The organism is Streptomyces sp. NBC_01296, from assembly GCF_035984415.1.
In the GTDB taxonomy this organism is placed as follows: Bacteria; Actinomycetota; Actinomycetes; order Streptomycetales; family Streptomycetaceae; genus Streptomyces.
Map to the genome: position 1 here is coordinate 8806867 of NZ_CP130720.1, position 15643 is coordinate 8822509.

The 15643-nt window shown below is 68.0% G+C and carries 17 protein-coding genes; 11 read left to right on the forward strand and 6 right to left on the reverse strand.

From position 1 onward, the window contains the following. Positions 1–113: 113 nt before the first annotated feature. The 3 genes from OG299_RS40250 to OG299_RS40260 are packed head-to-tail and all read right to left on the reverse strand — an operon-like array spanning position 114 to position 2477. Positions 114–1034 (reverse strand): IS3 family transposase, encoded by a 921-nt coding sequence (locus tag OG299_RS40250; RefSeq protein ID WP_327359929.1) that lies wholly within the window; start codon positions 1032–1034, stop codon positions 114–116. Beyond that, on the reverse strand, positions 1031–1339 hold the full coding sequence (locus OG299_RS40255) for a transposase (RefSeq protein WP_266673879.1): 309 nt from the start codon (positions 1337–1339) through the stop codon (positions 1031–1033). Before OG299_RS40255 ends, OG299_RS40250 begins: the two co-directional genes overlap by 4 nt. Next, on the reverse strand, positions 1302–2477 hold the full coding sequence (locus OG299_RS40260; protein ID WP_327359928.1) for a tyrosine-type recombinase/integrase: 1176 nt from the start codon (positions 2475–2477) through the stop codon (positions 1302–1304). The genes OG299_RS40255 and OG299_RS40260 overlap by 38 nt, the downstream gene beginning before the upstream one ends. Before the next feature lie 628 nt (positions 2478–3105). Between OG299_RS40260 and OG299_RS42955 the strand changes: the two genes are divergently transcribed. Then, positions 3106–4184 (forward strand): IS630 family transposase gene (locus OG299_RS42955; RefSeq protein WP_442817463.1). Its coding sequence is split into 2 segments (ribosomal slippage): positions 3106–3607 and positions 3607–4184, totalling 1080 coding nucleotides; the frame shifts between segments, so codons are not numbered across the junction. Positions 4185–4284: 100 nt separating this feature from the next. Here the strand turns inward: OG299_RS42955 and OG299_RS40275 are convergent. Then, positions 4285–4770 carry a hypothetical protein gene (locus OG299_RS40275; RefSeq protein ID WP_327359927.1) on the reverse strand — a complete coding sequence of 162 codons (486 nt, stop codon included), beginning with the start codon at positions 4768–4770 and terminating at the stop codon, positions 4285–4287. Positions 4771–5467: 697 nt separating this feature from the next. On the opposite strand from OG299_RS40275, the gene OG299_RS40280 reads away from it, so the two are divergent. Further along, positions 5468–6010 carry a hypothetical protein gene (locus OG299_RS40280; protein ID WP_327359926.1) on the forward strand — a complete coding sequence of 181 codons (543 nt, stop codon included), beginning with the start codon at positions 5468–5470 and terminating at the stop codon, positions 6008–6010. 13 nt (positions 6011–6023) lie between these two features. Further along, entirely contained in the window at positions 6024–6488 is a 465-nt protein-coding gene (locus OG299_RS40285) for a hypothetical protein (protein ID WP_327364691.1), read from the forward strand. 728 nt (positions 6489–7216) lie between these two features. Here the strand turns inward: OG299_RS40285 and OG299_RS40290 are convergent. Beyond that, on the reverse strand, positions 7217–8614 hold the full coding sequence (locus tag OG299_RS40290; protein ID WP_327359925.1) for a hypothetical protein: 1398 nt from the start codon (positions 8612–8614) through the stop codon (positions 7217–7219). Between the two features lie 186 nt (positions 8615–8800). Between OG299_RS40290 and OG299_RS40295 the strand changes: the two genes are divergently transcribed. Next, positions 8801–10147, forward strand: coding sequence for an IS630 family transposase (locus OG299_RS40295; protein WP_327359924.1), 1347 nt, complete (start codon positions 8801–8803; stop codon positions 10145–10147). Between the two features lie 24 nt (positions 10148–10171). Here the strand turns inward: OG299_RS40295 and OG299_RS40300 are convergent, their stop codons facing one another. Next, positions 10172–10993, reverse strand: a complete 822-nt coding sequence (locus tag OG299_RS40300; RefSeq protein ID WP_327359923.1) for a hypothetical protein — start codon at positions 10991–10993, stop codon at positions 10172–10174. 446 nt (positions 10994–11439) lie between these two features. On the opposite strand from OG299_RS40300, the gene OG299_RS40305 reads away from it, so the two are divergent. The 7 genes from OG299_RS40305 (at position 11440) to OG299_RS40335 (ending at position 15629) form a co-directional block, all read left to right on the forward strand. After that, a complete protein-coding gene (locus OG299_RS40305; protein ID WP_327359922.1) occupies positions 11440–11907 on the forward strand; it encodes a lamin tail domain-containing protein in 468 nt (155 codons plus the stop codon). Between the two features lie 337 nt (positions 11908–12244). Further along, positions 12245–12919, forward strand: coding sequence for a hypothetical protein (locus OG299_RS40310; RefSeq protein ID WP_327359920.1), 675 nt, complete (start codon positions 12245–12247; stop codon positions 12917–12919). A gap of 401 nt (positions 12920–13320) precedes the next feature. Then, positions 13321–13494: a hypothetical protein gene (locus OG299_RS40315; protein ID WP_327359919.1), complete on the forward strand. Its 174-nt coding sequence runs from the start codon at positions 13321–13323 to the stop codon at positions 13492–13494. Between the two features lie 4 nt (positions 13495–13498). Continuing rightward, positions 13499–14224 carry an abortive infection family protein gene (locus OG299_RS40320; protein WP_327359918.1) on the forward strand — a complete coding sequence of 242 codons (726 nt, stop codon included), beginning with the start codon at positions 13499–13501 and terminating at the stop codon, positions 14222–14224. A gap of 238 nt (positions 14225–14462) precedes the next feature. After that, on the forward strand, positions 14463–14774 hold the full coding sequence (locus OG299_RS40325) for a DUF6247 family protein (RefSeq protein ID WP_327359917.1): 312 nt from the start codon (positions 14463–14465) through the stop codon (positions 14772–14774). Continuing rightward, on the forward strand, positions 14771–15031 hold the full coding sequence (locus tag OG299_RS40330) for a hypothetical protein (RefSeq protein WP_327359916.1): 261 nt from the start codon (positions 14771–14773) through the stop codon (positions 15029–15031). Before OG299_RS40325 ends, OG299_RS40330 begins: the two co-directional genes overlap by 4 nt. A gap of 232 nt (positions 15032–15263) precedes the next feature. Then, complete coding sequence (locus tag OG299_RS40335) at positions 15264–15629, forward strand: hypothetical protein (protein ID WP_327359915.1); 366 nt, start codon at positions 15264–15266, stop codon at positions 15627–15629. Positions 15630–15643: the final 14 nt, after the last annotated feature.

A 15643-nucleotide genomic window follows, 5' to 3' on the forward strand; every position in this document is an offset into this window, starting at 1 on the left:
GTCGGTCGAACGAATCTGCGGTTGGCGGCGCACGCGAGGGAGGGCACCGTTGCCGCGACAACGCGCACGTGCTGCCGCTGAGTGAGGTTCCCCCGCTGTGCGGGAGGTGCTGACTAGCTGGTCAGGGCGGGTTGACGTGGTTTCAGGTTCACTTGTTCGGTCGTTGCCTGGTTGGCGTAGTGCTTTTCCTCGTACTCGATCGGGCTGAGGTAGCCGAGTCGTTTCTGGATGCGGCGGGGGTTGTAGAAGCCGTCGAGATACTGGAAGAGCGCGAGGTTTGCCTCGGCACGTGTGGCGAAGACGCGGCCGCGGACGCATTCGGTCTTGATGAGCATCCACAGGTTCTCTGCGAGGGCGTTGTCGAACGAGTCGCCGACCGATCCCATGGATGCCTGGATCCCTGCCCTGACCAGGCGTGTTGTGAGCTTCACGGACGTGTATTGGCAGCCGTGGTCCGCATGGTGAATGAGCTCGCCAGCGATGGGCTCGCGGCTGGCCAGGGCGTACTCGAGGGTGGTCAGGACCAGGTCCGCGTCCGCGCGGGCAGAGGTTTCCCAGGCCACGACCCGGCGGGAGAACGCGTCGCGGATCGCGGAGAGCCACAGCGGGCCCTCCAACGTCGTGATCATGGTCAGGTCGGTGACCCACAGCCGGTTCGGCCCGGTCGCGGTGAAGTCGCGCTCGACCAGGTCAGGAGCGAGCTCGGCGTCCGGGTCGCGTCGGGTGAAGCCCTTGCCCCGGCGGGGACTGATCCCGGCCAGGCCGGCCTGGCGCATGAGACGTTCGACGCGCTTGCGGCCGACTCGGGTGCCTTCGTGCTTGAGGACGGCGTGCACACGCGGTGAGCCGTAGATCCCGCCGGACTCGTCGTGGACCTGACGGATCCTGCTGGTCAGCTCGGCGTCCCAACGGCGTCGCTCGCACGGCTCGGTCTCGGCCTGGCGCCACCGGTAGTAGGTGGAGGAGGGGATCTGGAGTTCCCGGAGTACGGGCTCGACCCCCAGGTGCGGGTGCTCGTCGAGGAGTCCTGTCACCTGGGCCGGGTCGGGTCGAGCTGGGCCGCGAAAAAAGCCGACGCCGTCCGCAGAACCTCGTTCGCCCGCTTGAGCTGTACGTTCTCCTTCCGCAGGGCCGCCAGTTCCTCACGCTCGGCGGTCGTGAGCAGGTCTCCCCGTTCGCCGGCGTCGGCCTCGGCCTGCCGGATCCAGTTCCGCAGAGCCTCGTGATGCACGCCGAGTTCCTCGGCCATCCGGCGGATCACCGGCTTCGGCTCGGTGGTCCGGTACATCCGGACCGCGCGCTCACGCAACTCCCGCGGGTATTTCCTCGGTGCAGGCATCGTCTGGACTCCTCTCATGAGACCCATCTGACCCTCTGTCACCACTTCCCGCATCTCGGGGGAACCTCATGTACGGGCTCCGCTGCCCCAGCAGCGCCTGCACCTCGTCCGGCGTACCGCCCGCGTCCGCGACGTTCGACCCGAACGCCCTTCGCGCCATGTGCGGGCCCACCCGCCGGCCCAGTCCCGCCCGCTCCCCGAGCCGCTCGAACAGTTCCCCGATCGCCTCCGGCGACATCGGCGCCCCCAGCGGAGCACGGAACAGGTTCACCAGCAGCAAGTCACTGCCACCGTCCCCCTGCAGACGGTGCCGCTCCTCGTAGTAGAGGTCGAACGCGGACACCGTCAGGAAGTCCAGCGGCGCCACCCACGAATGCCGCGACTTCGACCAGGCGCCGTTGGAGTTCTCCCGCCGCCGCACATGCACATGCGCCCCCGGGTACTCGCAGCCCAGCCCCCGCGAGTCCGGCAGCAGATGCACATCGCTGCGCCGCAGCCCCGCGGCCTGCCCACGCCGCAGCCCCACCCGCCCGAGCAGCAGCACGACCAGGCGGTCCCGCGCGCTGCGGCACGCGACGAACATCGCCACCAGCTCGACGTCGGCCGCCCGGTCCACCTCGACGACCGGCTCCCGCAGGCGGTGAACCGGCCGCAGCCGGTAGAACAGGCCCCCGTCCTCGCCCGTGGCCTCCGCCGGCAGATCCCGGCTGTCGGCGAGCTCGTAGATCTGCCCCAGCACCCCACGCGGTGCCTCACCAGCAGTGACCGCGTACGCCAGCAGCCCCCGCACCGCGACCAGCACCCGATTGATCCGCCGCTCACCCCGCACCGGCGCCGCCCCCGGGCCTGGCCGCACCACCGGCACCGCTCCGTCCCCGGCGGCCGGGGTGTACTTCAGCCAGACCATGAACAGGCCCAGATCCCGGCCCGCCTCGGGCCACTGCCGGCCCGTCGACCTGCACCACCTCAGGTACAGGGCGACCCCACCGGCGTACGACTTCGTCGTCAGCTCGGCCCGGTCCCGCCCGAACCGAAGGTTCCGCAACCAGTGATCGGCTACGGCGACGACCTCCAGGTCGTCATCAAGGACCGTCCAGTACCTCTGCCCGGACGGCATCACCACGGGAAACGCCCGCATCCGCAACTCCTGCTTCGAGTCGTGCAACAACCCGCCGCAGAGCCACACCCCCCGAGAACGAGTCCCAGGAGCTCAACGAATCCACCTCACACCACGTCACACCACAGCCGATCCACCCCAAGAGAAAGGGGGTTCCCGCCGACTCCGTACCGGCAGCAAGGCTGGTGGCACCGGGTGCAGGGGCCGGTCTGTGAGGGGGCCCAGGTGACAGGCTGTGGTCTGGACGCGGAGGCCGGGGCGGGGGAGGTCATGGCGCTGCTCCTCGGAGGGGGATCCTCCTATTCGGTTTTCTGGCCTAGTGCTGGCCCCCGTGTCTACCTGGTGTTTCGGCCCTATGGGGAGATCTCCATCAGGCCGGACCTGTGCGCGGGGCCGGGGTGACCCTGGAAGGGGGAGGACGGTTTCGTGGGTGATGTTGAGGCCGCCGGTGGAGCCGATGATGGCGCAGGCTGCGGAGTCGGCGCCGGGCTACGACATTCACGAAGCTTTCAAGGCGAGCGGCGTTGGCGCGTGGCTTGCCACAAGGGGCCGGCGTCCATGACGCCGGCCTTTTACTGACTTGAGCTCGTTGGGGTGAATCGTTGCGATGTTCCTGATGGGTGTGGGTGGGTGACTGTATTCGTGGTGTGTGAGATATGCGGATGGGGGCGGGCTGACTCCGACAGGACGTCAGCGGCGCGAGACGGTACGGATGCAGGCGGCTGAACTGTTCGAGCAGAAGGTCAAGCCGTCGGAAGTCGCACGGCGGCTGCGGGTGAGCGTGAAGTCGGCTTATCAGTGGCACCAGTTGTGGCGGGACGGCGGTGTTCAGGCTCTGGCCTCCCGCGGTCCGAGCGGGTCACGGTGCCGCCTGTCCCCGCGGTGTCTGGAGAAGCTGGCCGTGTATCTGGAGGAGGGGCCGGCCGCGCACGGCTCGGTCGAGGACCAGGTGTGGACCGCCTCGAGGGTGGTCACGCTGATCGTCAGGAAGTTCCACATCTCCTACAGCGTCTCGGGTGCCACCCGGTTGATGCACCGGCTCGGGTTCTCCCCACAGGTGCCCGCGCGGCGGGTCGCCGAACGCGACGAGCAGGCCGTGAGCACGTGGCGGGAGGCGACCTGGGCGGAGGTAAAAGGGCCCGGGCGGCCTGCGGGGGCTACGTCTGCTTCGAGGACGAAGCCGGCTTCACCCGACGGCCGCCCCGGGGACGGACCTGGGGCCGGCGCGGCATCACGCCGGTCGTGACGGTCAGCGGTCGCCGCTCGGGACGGCTGTCGGTGGCCGGCCTGATCGCGATGCGGCCCGGCTCCCGGACTCGGCTGTGTCACCGCCTGCGGACCCACCCCGCCGGCAAAGGAACACGTCGCAGCATGGGCGAGCGGGACTTCATCGCTCTGCTCGACGGAGTCCATCAGCTGGTCAGGGCGCCGATCGTGCTGGTCTGGGACCGGCTCAACACCCACGTCTCCCGCAGGATGCAGGAATTTGTGGCAGAGCGTGAGTGGCTGACGGTCTTCCTGCTGCCCGCCTACTCACCCGACCTGAACCCGGTCGAGGGCGTCTGGGCACACGTCAAACGCAGCCTCGCCAACCTCGCCGTCATGGCACTCGACCACCTCGAAGCACTCGTCCGCAACCGGCTCAAACGCCTTCAATACCGGCCCCACACCCTCGACGGCTTCATAGCTGGCACCGGCCTCACCCTCGACGCACCAGCCTCACCTTGAAAAGCCGAAGTCAGTATCTTGCACGCCGCGGACCACCAGTTGCCGCTTGCGCAGTTGATCTTTATGCCTGACCTGGGCTTCACCGTCGAAGCGTCGGGAACTATTCGTCCACGGGAACGAGGTTCGTGCCGTAGTCGATCACCCTGCCATGGTTCTTGGCCTGCTGTCGTTCTGCCGGTGTGACGCACAGGGTGTCGCCCTTGAACTTCTCACGCCAGACGTAGCCGGGCTTGCACGTGCTCGGCCCGTAGGCTCCGCCACCGGGCTGCCGGTGGGGATTCTGGTCGTGAACCTTCTGTCGTGCCGCCGGCGTGACGCACAGGGTGTCGCCATCGAAACTGTCACGCCAGACGTAGCCGGGCATGCACGTGTCCGGCCCGTAGGCTCCGCCACCGGGCTGCCGGTGGGGGTTACTGCCGTCGGACGGGAGACTCGTGACAGAGGTCTGGGTCTGGGGCGCGATCGCCGCAGTGGCCGGCAGCGCGATGCCTCCGGTGATGAAAGCGGCTGAGGCGAAGACCATCATGGAGCGCGAGATCCGGCGCTTTGACTGAGCGGCGGTCGGGCTGGGGCGGTCATACGACATGAGTGCTCCTTGCGGATAGCGGATAGAGGCCGCCGGAAATCGGCCGGGCAAGCTGCGCCCGAGCGACCGGCGGCTGGTTGATACGGGGCCACTGGAGGGCCGCCGTTCTCCTGGCTGGTCTCGCTGTCTTTGCGGCGTGACCACACTTCAAGTAGGCGCGTTGGTGGTAGCGAGCGTCATGCCCCTGAAGAACGTGTCTTGACGGGAGGGCGCAAACCTGAGCGGCTCGGTGTCGACCCCGGACATCCCTGGGAGGGCGTCACGTTCGCCGCGACGTGGGGGAGCCGTGACGTCCTGGACGTGGTGCTCGTCCGCCCGGACTTGGTGGCGGAGGTCAGCGGGGACCGGGCGGTTGACCTGGGAGTTTTCCGGCCCCCGCTGAGGTTCCAGCGAATCCGTCTGGACGTGACCGCTGGCGATGTCCCGGCTTTCGGTCAGGGGTCGGCTGCGGCGGCTGGCTGACCGGCCCGGCGCGCGTCGGCGAACGGGCCTCTTGGGGGTCGGTGCCAGTCGGTGCCGGCCCTGCTTCGTGTCCCCCGCAGGGGTGAATCCGGCCCTCGCGTACGCGTAGGCGGCTTGTGCGGTGTGCTCCCAACTCGCCCCAGAATCAGGGCTATTGATATCAAACGGGATCTTTCGGCATGTTTCCGGCGCGGCCCGATCGTCGGGCCGCCGATGTGTGATCGGAGTGCGGTTCATGGCGCGTTCGGTACGGGAGCAGTACGACGAGAACCAGGCTGCGCGCCGGCTGCGGGTGCCGTTGGCGGCCTGGCGGTGGGCGGCCGGCTCGGGCCTGGTCCCGCCGGCGGACGCCGGCCGCGGGTTGTGGTCGCGGGCGGTGGTGGAGGCCGCCGACCCGGAAGCGGTCCGCGCGGCCCTGCGGGGCCCGGTGGGGGCGGGGTGGGCGGCGGACCGGCTGACGGAGGCCCTTGGGGTGCCGCTCCCGATTCTCCGGCCGAGGGTGACCGCGGCGGCGGTCGGCCACCTCGTTAAGGCCGGTCTTCTGGTCTACCTCGGCGGGGACACGCAGTTCCCCGACGTCCACCCGGACCAGGTGGCCGCGCTCGCCCGCCGCCGGGACCTGCCCGCCCTGCTCGACCGGCACGTGCCCCTCGGCCCGGACCAGGCCGCGGTGCGCCTCGGCGTTCGCCGTTCGGATTTAGACCTGATCGCCGGCCGGCTTGGGTGGCTGTCTCCGGTTGCCTCCGTGGACGTCGACTACAGCACCACGGCGGGGTGACCACGGTCCCCCTATGTACGACGCCCAGGAGATCGCGCTGCTGGAGGTGGTCCGCCCTTCCGTGGACTGGCGGGCCGTGCGCACCGTCACGGCTGGCCGCCGCTCCCCGCTCGCCGGCCTCCGCCCAGTTGCCCCCGGCGGTGACCGGGTGTTCTTGGCGGAGGTGGCGCGGATCGCCAGGGTGGGCCGGGCTGCGGTCGTGAACTGGCGCCGTCGGCACCCCGATTTCCCCGACCCGGTGGCCGGCACGGACGTGCACCCGCAGTTCGAGCGCCGCGCGGTCGTCGTCTGGCTCCTCGCCCACGACAAGATCGAAGTACCCACGGGGCCGACGGTAGCCTCGCTGGTACTGGCCGGGCCCGGGGTGCCACGCACCGGTTCCGCCTCGATGACCCGTGGCTGGCCCTGGCCGACGACGCGGCCGGCGAGGACTGCTCGTCCGGCTGGGCCACCGACGCCGACGCGCTGGCCGAGGTGACGGCCGGGGAGTTCGGGGCATCAGTGCGCCGGCTGACCGCGCCGGGTACGGGGCCGGCCGTTGGCGGTGCCGGGCGAGGTCCGCGTGGTCGACCGGTTCCGGTCAGGGGCGGGCGGTCTGCGGGTGACGTTGGCCTGGCCGGCTGGCCTGCGGGGCGCCGCCGCGTAGCGGTCGGCGGGCGGGGTGGTCCGTCACGGGGTGCCGTACGCCGACCTGGGGGAGGAGTGCGTGTGCAAGCTGTACAAGTGGACATCTGACGTGCCGGGACCACCGGGGGCCTATCGGCCCTCGGGGCAGCGTCCCGCACGAGTCCCGCATGCGGTACAGATCGTTCGAAGGAAATCGAACTTGATTGGGTGGGGCCTGGCGGGAGGCACCGAGGCGCGGGTATGGGCATCCACCTCCATGCAGCAGGCTCACGAGCCCCTGACCGCAGCATTAACCCTTACGCCAGGGCCTACGCCGGGGGCTTTCAGCGTCCGGGCGCACTGGTGGAGGGCTGGCGGAGGGAGGCGTGCTTGCCTTCCGTAGCAGCTCGATAACGCGAGAGCGTGCCTCATCGCTCAGACCCTCGTCGTCCGGCCAGACTTGACGGCCGTCCAAGGTGCGCACCCAGATGACACTGCCTTCTGCGCTGGTAGGGCGCGACATAGCACACCTCCTCCTCTTAATCTCACTATCCCACGTACGTCCATCTCGATGGAAGAACCCGGGATTCCCAAAAGTCGTCACGGAGGGTTGCCGCGAGACTTCAGACTGTGCCAGGCGCGGACTATGTAGGGAAACGCGATCAGTCCAAAGAGAGCCCACTGAAATATGAGGAGCAAGTGGAATCCGAGTGCCATGCATGCCCTGGTGCCAGCGGAGAAAAGGATAAGCGAAGCCACGAAACATACCAGAGGGATGCACCATGCGAATGCCCGCACGCCGGCAAGCATTTTATCTTCTAGTGCGTGAGATCTTGTAGAAGACTTCGCCAATATGGTTATGGCGGCAGCCCCAACGGCTAGGAATATCGTAGTGAGTAGTACCGTCAAGTTGAGAGCCGGAACCGCGGAGCCTGTTTTTCCGGGTTTGCTGGTTTTGGCTTTAACGAGCTCGGCGGCCAGGGAGTTTCCTATCCACAATAGAGCCAGTACTGTCAAGCATGTTACGAGTGTCGCAAAGAGCCAGCCGAGGAGTTCCCCCCGGAGCTTCAAGCGCAATTCGTAGTCTCTTCCTGAAGTGAAGTTGTGAGCTGCCAAGTGATAGCAGCATCGGCCGAGGCGGCCACTACGAGGCTCAGGAGGCGTAGGCACCAGGCCGACGGAGCTCGGGTTTATCTCCACGCCAGCAGGTACCCATACTTCGCAGTGATAGCTCCGGGGGTCGCCCACGGGAGCATTGGTCTTAAAAGGCCAGTCGACCCACCCCAGGAGCGGCATCCATGCTGTCGACCATTTGCGTTCTACCTTGTAAGGGGCATCATTCGATACCTCGATCATGCACTCCTTGCCTGGTTCTCCAGGAACCAGAACGCATAGAAAATGGCTTCCTATGAGAACTTTCAAGGAAATTCTGAAGGTTTTCGATAGGGCATTTTCGGTATCGCTAAACAGGCTATGCGCTTGAGCTCTAGGTAGTCCCCACTCTGTGGATATCATCGTGTTGTACTGGATGCTTCCATTCAAGTTGTGGGATTTCGTAACGTTTCGCAGTTCTTCGGTCAAGCGATCGGGGATCGGGCCGCCGCATAGGGTCTTCGCTAGGAACTCCAGGAAATGAAATTCCAACCTATAGCACTCATCGTCGAGCAATCTCGGTAGTGCTTTCCCTTGCGCGTCGCAGACGTGGAACCCGTATTGCAATTCCGATTTATCGAGCACCATGAGGGGGACGACAGATTGGTCCTGGCCTGGATCACCCTTCAAGATCAAAGCATCTTGGGGGATAGTTACATGGAAACTCGTAGTGGCGTGAACCGTCTTAGCATCAACAAACCTGTAGGTATCCGTGCGGCGGTGCAGCCATTTGGTTCTGGAGAGCCAAAGTTGCCCCAATCGGATTCCGGCAGCCGGATCCTTGAACCCCTCCCAGTTATCCAGCAGGAGTGTCTGCTGCGGTGCCTCAGGATCTGGAGTAGTCATGACGAGCCTCCGGCCACGGCATGAGGGGTGTTCTTGCGGGCATGCGCCCGCCATCTCTTCCAGGTTGGCCAGCGGCTCGATCTCTCGCAACGCGGCGATAAGGACGCACTATCGGCGTCTTGGGGTGCGGCTGCTAGCTAGTGTTCTGCGCCTGAAATCTCAGGGCTAAGTCTGTAGCCTGTTGTCATGTCGCCAGGTCCTCGTGCCGTCGAAGTCCGCCTGTCCAATGAGGAGCACGCCGAGTTGTCCCGCTGGGCGAGTGGGGCGGTGGCGCCGCGGTTCGCAGAGCGGGCGCGCATTGTGCTGGCGTGCGCAGGCGGGGTGCCGAACGCGCAGGTGGCGGTCAAGGTCGGTGTGACCGCAGCGACGGTGAGGAAGTGGCGCGGGAAGTTCGCCGCCGAGGGGATGGCCGGACTCGAGGATGCCGCCCGAATCGGCAGGCCGAAGGCCGATCTGGTTCTGAGTGAGGCTGAACGGAACCAGTTGGTCCTGTGGGCCCGGCGTGCGAAGACCGCCCAGTTTCTGGCTCTGCGGGCGAGGATCGTCCTGCGTTGTGCGGAGGGCGGGACGAACAGGCAGGCCGCGGTCGAGCTCTGTGTCGATGCCTCGACCGTCGACCGCTGGCGCAGTCGTTTCATCGCCCATCGCCTTGAAGGCCTGGTCGATGAGCCCCGTCCAGGCCGGCCGCCCTCGATTCTCCTTGACCAGGTCGAAGACGTGATCGTGGCGACGCTGGAGTCCACGCCGGGGAAGGATACTCACTGGTCGCGGGCCTCGATGGCAGCTCGGACGGGGCTGTCGAAGTCGACGGTCGGCCGGATCTGGAAGCGGTTCGATCTCAAGCCGCATCTGCAGGATTCCTTCAAGCTGTCCACCGACCCGCAGTTCGTGGCGAAGGTCGTCGACGTCGTCGGCTTGTATCACAACCCGCCGGAACGGGCAGTGGTGTTATGCGTGGATGAGAAGAGCCAGATCCAGGCGCTGGACCGTTCACAGCCGGTGCTGCCGATGATGCCGGGCATGCCCGAACGACGCACCCACGACTACCTGCGGCACGGCATCACGAGCCTCTTCGCCGCGTTCAACGTCGCGGACGGAACCGTCATCAGCGAACTCCACCGCCGCCATCGCGCGATCGAGTTCAAGAAGTTCCTGGTCACCATAGACAAAGCCGTGCCCCACGAGCTCGACGTGCACCTGGTCTGCGACAACTACGCCACCCACAACACTTCTGAGATCAAGACGTGGCTGGCCAGGCACCCCCGCTTCCATGTCCACTTCACGCCCACAGGCTCCTCCTGGATCAACCAGGTCGAGCGGTGGTTCGGTCTGCTGACCGACAAGCTCATCCGCCGCGGAGTCCACACCTCGGTGAAAGCACTGGAAGACGACATCCGGGCCTGGATCGAGACCTGGAACGAGGACCCGAAACCCTTTACCTGGACGAAGACCGCCGACGAGATTCTCAAGTCCCTCGCCGACTACCTCACCAAGATCACCCCATCCGACCCGAGCAACCAGGCGCAGACTTAGCCCTGAGATTTCCGGCGCAGAACACTAGACGTCCGGCAGGTTGTCGACCAATACCGTCAGGTGGTCCCGCAACCGCACCGCCAGCCGCGTTGCCTCCGCAGGGTCCGCCTCGGCCGCCGCTTCGTACGCGGCCCCCATGCCGGCCGTCTTGGCTGCGAACGCCTCGGCGGTGGCTACGTAGCCGCGAACGCCGCGACCGGCCCGACCGGCTGTGCCTTGGCGGCGGCCTGCTGCACCGCGAGTTCGCGGATGCCGCCGCTGCTCGGCGTCAAGCTCTTCCACGGCCTTGCGGGGGAACTGCTTGACGATGCCGGTGATGGTCTTCTGGCTGACCTTGTCGCGGCCGGTCGCCTCGGCCACTGTCCGGTACGCCTCGGCGGCGGCGTCCTCCCCGTAGTCCTCGCGGATGGGGGTCAGACTCTCGGCCGCGCGCTGGCTGATCACGTAGGCCCGCACGTTGTCCGAGTCCCGCATGCGGGACAGACCGTTCGATTCGAGTTCGCGGCGCGGCGGCTCGGCCAGCAGTGCCGCGATGCGCGCGCCAGCGATCTGCCAGTAGGCGTTCGACGTCGACATGTCCGCCACGTCCCTGATGAACGCCTCGGCGGTGCCGTAGTCCCGCCGCCATAGCCGGCCCCGCAGCGAGATGTCCAGCGCGCTGGCCGCGACGAACCATGCGTCCTTGTACTGGGCGAAAGAGCGCTGGCACAGCTCCCAGGTCTCTTCCTCCTCGGCGGTGAGCGGCCCTTGAGCGTCGGGCGAGTCCACCGCGGCCGGCAGCTGCTCGAACCGGATCATCGGCCGCGGCCGGCCCTGAGCAACGTCGTCCTCGGTCAGGGTCGCCACAGCGCCCCCGGACGCTTCCTGTTCCCGCTCCCTGCGGAGCTTCCGGCGCGCGCGCAGTTCTGGGAAATGAAGATCCGTGCAGCTTTGGGCGTGAGTACCAAGAATTCCGCAGAACGGTTGTTACTCGATCAACTAGTCCGGTTGGGTGAGGCGGGTCGGAAGTGAGCCGGGTGGTGCGCCGGAGCGCATCGTTCCGGATCGGGGCTGGCGGGGCGGGTGGGTGTGACGGTCAGCGAATGTCAGGGCCACGCCTGACCGGTATGCGTGTGGTGTGCAGGCGACTGTGACGGGAATGTCCGGGTGCGGTAACCGGCCCCGGCGGGGGCTGCAGCTGGTTGTGTGCCGGGTCGAGCGTGGGGCCTTCGGCTCATCCGGGCCGGGAACCCGCACCGCCTCTGCCAGCCTGTTTCGGCTGGTGGAGCACTGTTCTTGAGGGAGCATCACCCATGACTTCTGCTTCTTCCTCCGCCCGCCGTATCGCCGCCACCGTCCTGGCCGCCGGGGCAGTCGTCGGTGCGGCCGCGCTGCCGGCCGCCGCCCAGGACCGTGACCACCGGCCGCATCCGCGGGTGGAGATCAGCCGGGTCCAGGCCGACAGCCCCGGACGCGACGACCGCTCCAACCGCTCCCTGAACAACGAGTGGGTGGAGATCACCAACACCACGCGCGACGCCGTCAACCTGCGCGGCTGGACCCTGCGCGACGCGGACGGCAACCGCTATCGCTTCGACAACGTCCGCATCAACGGCCGTGCCACGATCCGCATCCACACCGGAACCGGCCACAACACCCGCACGGATCTGTTCCAGAACCGCCGCGACTACGTCTGGGACAACCGGGCCGACACCGCGACGCTGCGCGATGACCGTGGTCGCACGGTCGACACCGAGTCATGGGGCCGGCGCCACCACTGACCGGTGTCAGGGTGTCGGTGGCCGCCTGGACGGCGTGCGGCCGCCGACACCGCACCCCAGGCCAGTGCCCGGGGCTCCCAGGACCCGAGGCGTCCGTGGCGGGGCCGACCGGGCTGCTTTCGACCGGCCGGGCGCCGCCGTGCGTAGACCTCTTGTCTCCCTGCCGCCGTGTCACGGGGCGTCCTCGGCCGCTTCGGAACTCCGGCGAGCGTGCGGCCTAGCATCAAGGGCCGTCGCCGGCGTCGAACATCGACAACTTTGTCCTCGGCGGTTGCGCTCTCGCTAGCGTGGTGGAGCGGGCTGCGGTGGATGGGCGGCCGTCGGGAGGACAGTGTCGATGGGCACCATGGTGGTGGGTTTCAGGCTCGGCTCGGACGCGAAGGGCCGGCAGGCGACGCTGGTACTGACCGAGGCCGGCGTGCTGCACCAGAGCACCGGCCTGCTCGGGATAGCCCCCCGGCCCGCGAAACCCCACGCCCCGATCGCCCCCGACCCCCATCCAGTTCCGCGTCAGGCCGCCGCGCTGCGCAAGGTCTACCGAGCTCTGATCGGCCGCGGCTACACCCGCGAACTCATCCCACCCGCATGCGTGCGCCTCGAGACCGACGAACACCCCCTGCACGCACAGCCGTACGGCCCCCACGCCCCGCACCCGCATCCGGAACTCATCGCTGAGTTCACGGGTGCCGCCCCCGCCGGGTCCGGCTCCCTCGAGGACGCGCTGGCCGCGTTCTACACGGCGATCGGGATCACACCCCGGCCCCGCACCCCCTTCCCGCCTGGCACCGCCACGGTCCCCCCACACGTCCGGGAAGCACTGCGCACCCTGACAGGCGGGCAAGCTCTGACCTCCGGCCCGCGGCGCGGCCCCGGCTGGACTGTCACCGCTGCCGGGGTGCGCCTGCACGCCGGCACCACGAGTCAAACGCTCGATCCTCGGGAAGTCGCCGAGCTTCAGGCAGCACTGACAGCCTGGCTACGGCACCAACAATCTGGGCCCGCCGGTAGGTGAGTCGAGCCCGCCTCGCCCCCTCATACACCGCAGTGATCCGCGACGCCGACGGCACCTACCGGACGGCTGCCATCAGCCCTCGTGATCTGGCTCCGGACATGACCGTGCCTTCCTGCGTCAGCCCCTCGAGGTGCCTGTAGCCGACGCCGGGCCAGAGGCCGCGAGGAAGGCTTCACGGCTGATCACTCCGCGCGAAGAGGCCGTTGCTCGGTGCCGGGGGGCGCCTCCGCCGAGACGGTCGCCACCGGGCTCGGTACCACCCGCTCCACGGCCCTGGTCCTCCTCCTGACCGCCCAGGAGCGGTGAGGCAGAGCCGGGACGTGCGCCGGGACGAACCGGTGTACGGACCCTTTGTCGGAAAAGGTCATGACCTTGTCATGGCCTGCTCGTATCTTCAGAGCATGACCGTCACTGCCCGCCGGGAACTCGTGAGTCCAGGAACCCGTAACGCCTTCCGCTCCCTCGCTACAGATCTGACTGTCCGGATCGTGGCCGAGCTGTGGGAGGACCACGGCTTCGCGCCCGTGGCACCGGAAGACCTGAAGTACAGCGACCCGGGGCAGCGGGCGGACTGAGTTCATGCGCTACGCGGAAGGCGTGGACTGGGCGGACGAGGGCCACGTCCGGCGTGCCCTCCTGGTTTTCGAGGACTACATCCGTACGTACCGGGATCCGGGTGAAGAGGGAACCCCGAGGTGGCTGGAGGACATCAAGGTCCGCCTTGACCGGGACGGGTACCACCTCAGCGACGAGGGACAGATCTCCTGGGTCAACCCTCCCGTGCTGGTCCGGGATCTGAGTGGTCTCAGCGACCCGTCCGGCATCGTCGTTGAACTGGAGCGCATCAGGCGTGACCTCACGACGGATCCGCAGGGGGCCATCGGGGCGGCCAAGCAGCTCATCGAGGCGACCGCCAAGACGGCGCTTCGGGAGCTGGGGGTTGTGGTGGAGAAGAACCGGGACGTGCCCATTCTGGTCGCCATGGTGCACAAGGAGCTGAGGCTGGATGCAGCCTCAGCTCCGGACGGTCCGGACGGCAGCAAGGCCATCAAGAAGATCCTCTCAGGGGCGGTCAACATCGCGGTCGGCGTGGCCGAGCTGCGGAACCAGGGCTTCGGCAGTGGGCACGGACAGGCGAGCGCGCCCTCCGGCCTCGGCGTCCGCCATGCCCGCCTGACGGTCAACGCGGCCGTAACGTGGTGCGAACTGATCCTCGACACCATGGCCGACCCGAGCGCGCCCTGGCGCAATACTGGGCCAGTGGCTGGTCCGGCCCTGTCGGGTACCCGAACCCCGGCCCCGTAAGCCGGGTGCAGACGGGCAGGCTGAGGCGAGAGCGCCGCCCAGGGCTCGCGCAAGTCGCGCGAGCCCTGCGGCTGGAGCCCATCCCCCAAGGGGCGCGCTGTACGGCAAGGGACCCTTGCTGTGTCGCGCCCGCGGTGCGGCAGCAGCCGGGTGCGGGCTGCGGCATCCGTCCGAACCGCCACGGCTTAGGCCACGGCGTTCTACCGTGGCCGGTAGCACCCACCGCCAGGAGGAGCCGATGAGCGCCCAGCCCGACCACCAGACACCCGCCGCCCCGTACGCGCCCGCACCCGGGGCGCCGGCCGAACTCCTCGCCCAGCTCCGGGCCGACCGTCGCGCCGAGCGGTGGGTGCCGGCCTTCGAGCGCGAGTGGGCGGCCGCGTTGGAGGAGTCGCGCCGGACGTTTTCCTTGAACACCCTCTACGAGGTCGTCCACGTCTGGCAGGCCCGTCTCGTCTCCGCCCCCGCGGTCGACGCGTTCACAGCTTCCGGCCACGACGAGACCGGGTTCATGGACATGGCCGAGCTCCGTGGCCGGCGGCGCCGGTGAGCCTGCCCCCGTACGCGGTCCGCCTCTCGACCCCGGCCGCGAAGGTCCTCGCCGAACTCCCCGAGCACGCCGAAGAGACGGTCTGGGACCTGCTCGACGCCGCCGCGGCCGACCCGTGGGGCTTCCGCCAGTGGGACCCCGACGACCCCGAAGGCGAAGACGTCCGGATCGCGTCCGCCGGCCGCCCGTCCGTCATCTACTTCGCCAACCGTGCGCTGCGACACCTGTCCGTCCTGGACATCGTCTGGCTCGGGTAGATCATGGCCGCGCCCGCTCCTCCTGGGCGTGGCCGCTTCCGTCCTATGGAGCGGATCTCTGGTGCCGATTGCGTCTGCGGCGTGGTCGAGGCAGCGCACCAGCCCCGGACAATTTGTGGGGTTCACCCGACAGGCGGGGAGTCTTCCCGGAGTATGGAACCGCGTTGCAGGAAGGCGGCTCTCGGCGCTCGTGGCTGCGACGAGGGGGTTCGGACGAGAGAGGGGGACGTCTGTGTCGAGGAAGCAGCGGATCGCGGTGATGGGCGCCGCGATGGTGGGAATCGTCTCGACTCCTGTCATCTGGTTGCTTGACGGACCCGACACCGCAGGAGTCGTGGGCGCGTCGATTCAGGCCGCCACCGGAGTCGCGGCGCTGGTGTGGGCGTGGGCTCAGCCTCGGGCCGACATGGCAGGCGAAGCAGGAGACACCGCGACGCAGACCGGCCGAGCGGAAGCGAGCGGCGGCGGGCAAGCCCATACGGGCGTACGACGCCGTGGTGCCGGCAGCCCTGGCACCGCTCGGGTTCAGGACACCGGTGACGCCATCTCGCGTGGCACGGGTAGCAACGCCGGCACCGGCATCGACTACACCGATTAGCGTGGTCATGCAGG

Bases quoted from the DNA above. Each gene is read 5' to 3' on its own strand.
- OG299_RS40255 (WP_266673879.1), bottom strand. From the start codon at position 1,339: ATGCCTGCACCGAGGAAATACCCGCGGGAGTTGCGTGAGCGCGCGGTC.
- OG299_RS40260 (WP_327359928.1), bottom strand. From the start codon at position 2,477: ATGCGGGCGTTTCCCGTGGTGATGCCGTCCGGGCAGAGGTACTGGACG.
- OG299_RS40275 (WP_327359927.1), bottom strand. From the start codon at position 4,770: ATGTCGTATGACCGCCCCAGCCCGACCGCCGCTCAGTCAAAGCGCCGG.
- OG299_RS40280 (WP_327359926.1), top strand. From the start codon at position 5,468: ATGGCGCGTTCGGTACGGGAGCAGTACGACGAGAACCAGGCTGCGCGC.
- OG299_RS40285 (WP_327364691.1), top strand. From the start codon at position 6,024: ATGTACGACGCCCAGGAGATCGCGCTGCTGGAGGTGGTCCGCCCTTCC.
- OG299_RS40290 (WP_327359925.1), bottom strand. From the start codon at position 8,614: ATGACTACTCCAGATCCTGAGGCACCGCAGCAGACACTCCTGCTGGAT.
- OG299_RS40295 (WP_327359924.1), top strand. From the start codon at position 8,801: ATGTCGCCAGGTCCTCGTGCCGTCGAAGTCCGCCTGTCCAATGAGGAG.
- OG299_RS40305 (WP_327359922.1), top strand. From the start codon at position 11,440: ATGACTTCTGCTTCTTCCTCCGCCCGCCGTATCGCCGCCACCGTCCTG.
- OG299_RS40310 (WP_327359920.1), top strand. From the start codon at position 12,245: ATGGGCACCATGGTGGTGGGTTTCAGGCTCGGCTCGGACGCGAAGGGC.
- OG299_RS40315 (WP_327359919.1), top strand. From the start codon at position 13,321: ATGACCGTCACTGCCCGCCGGGAACTCGTGAGTCCAGGAACCCGTAAC.
- OG299_RS40320 (WP_327359918.1), top strand. From the start codon at position 13,499: ATGCGCTACGCGGAAGGCGTGGACTGGGCGGACGAGGGCCACGTCCGG.
- OG299_RS40325 (WP_327359917.1), top strand. From the start codon at position 14,463: ATGAGCGCCCAGCCCGACCACCAGACACCCGCCGCCCCGTACGCGCCC.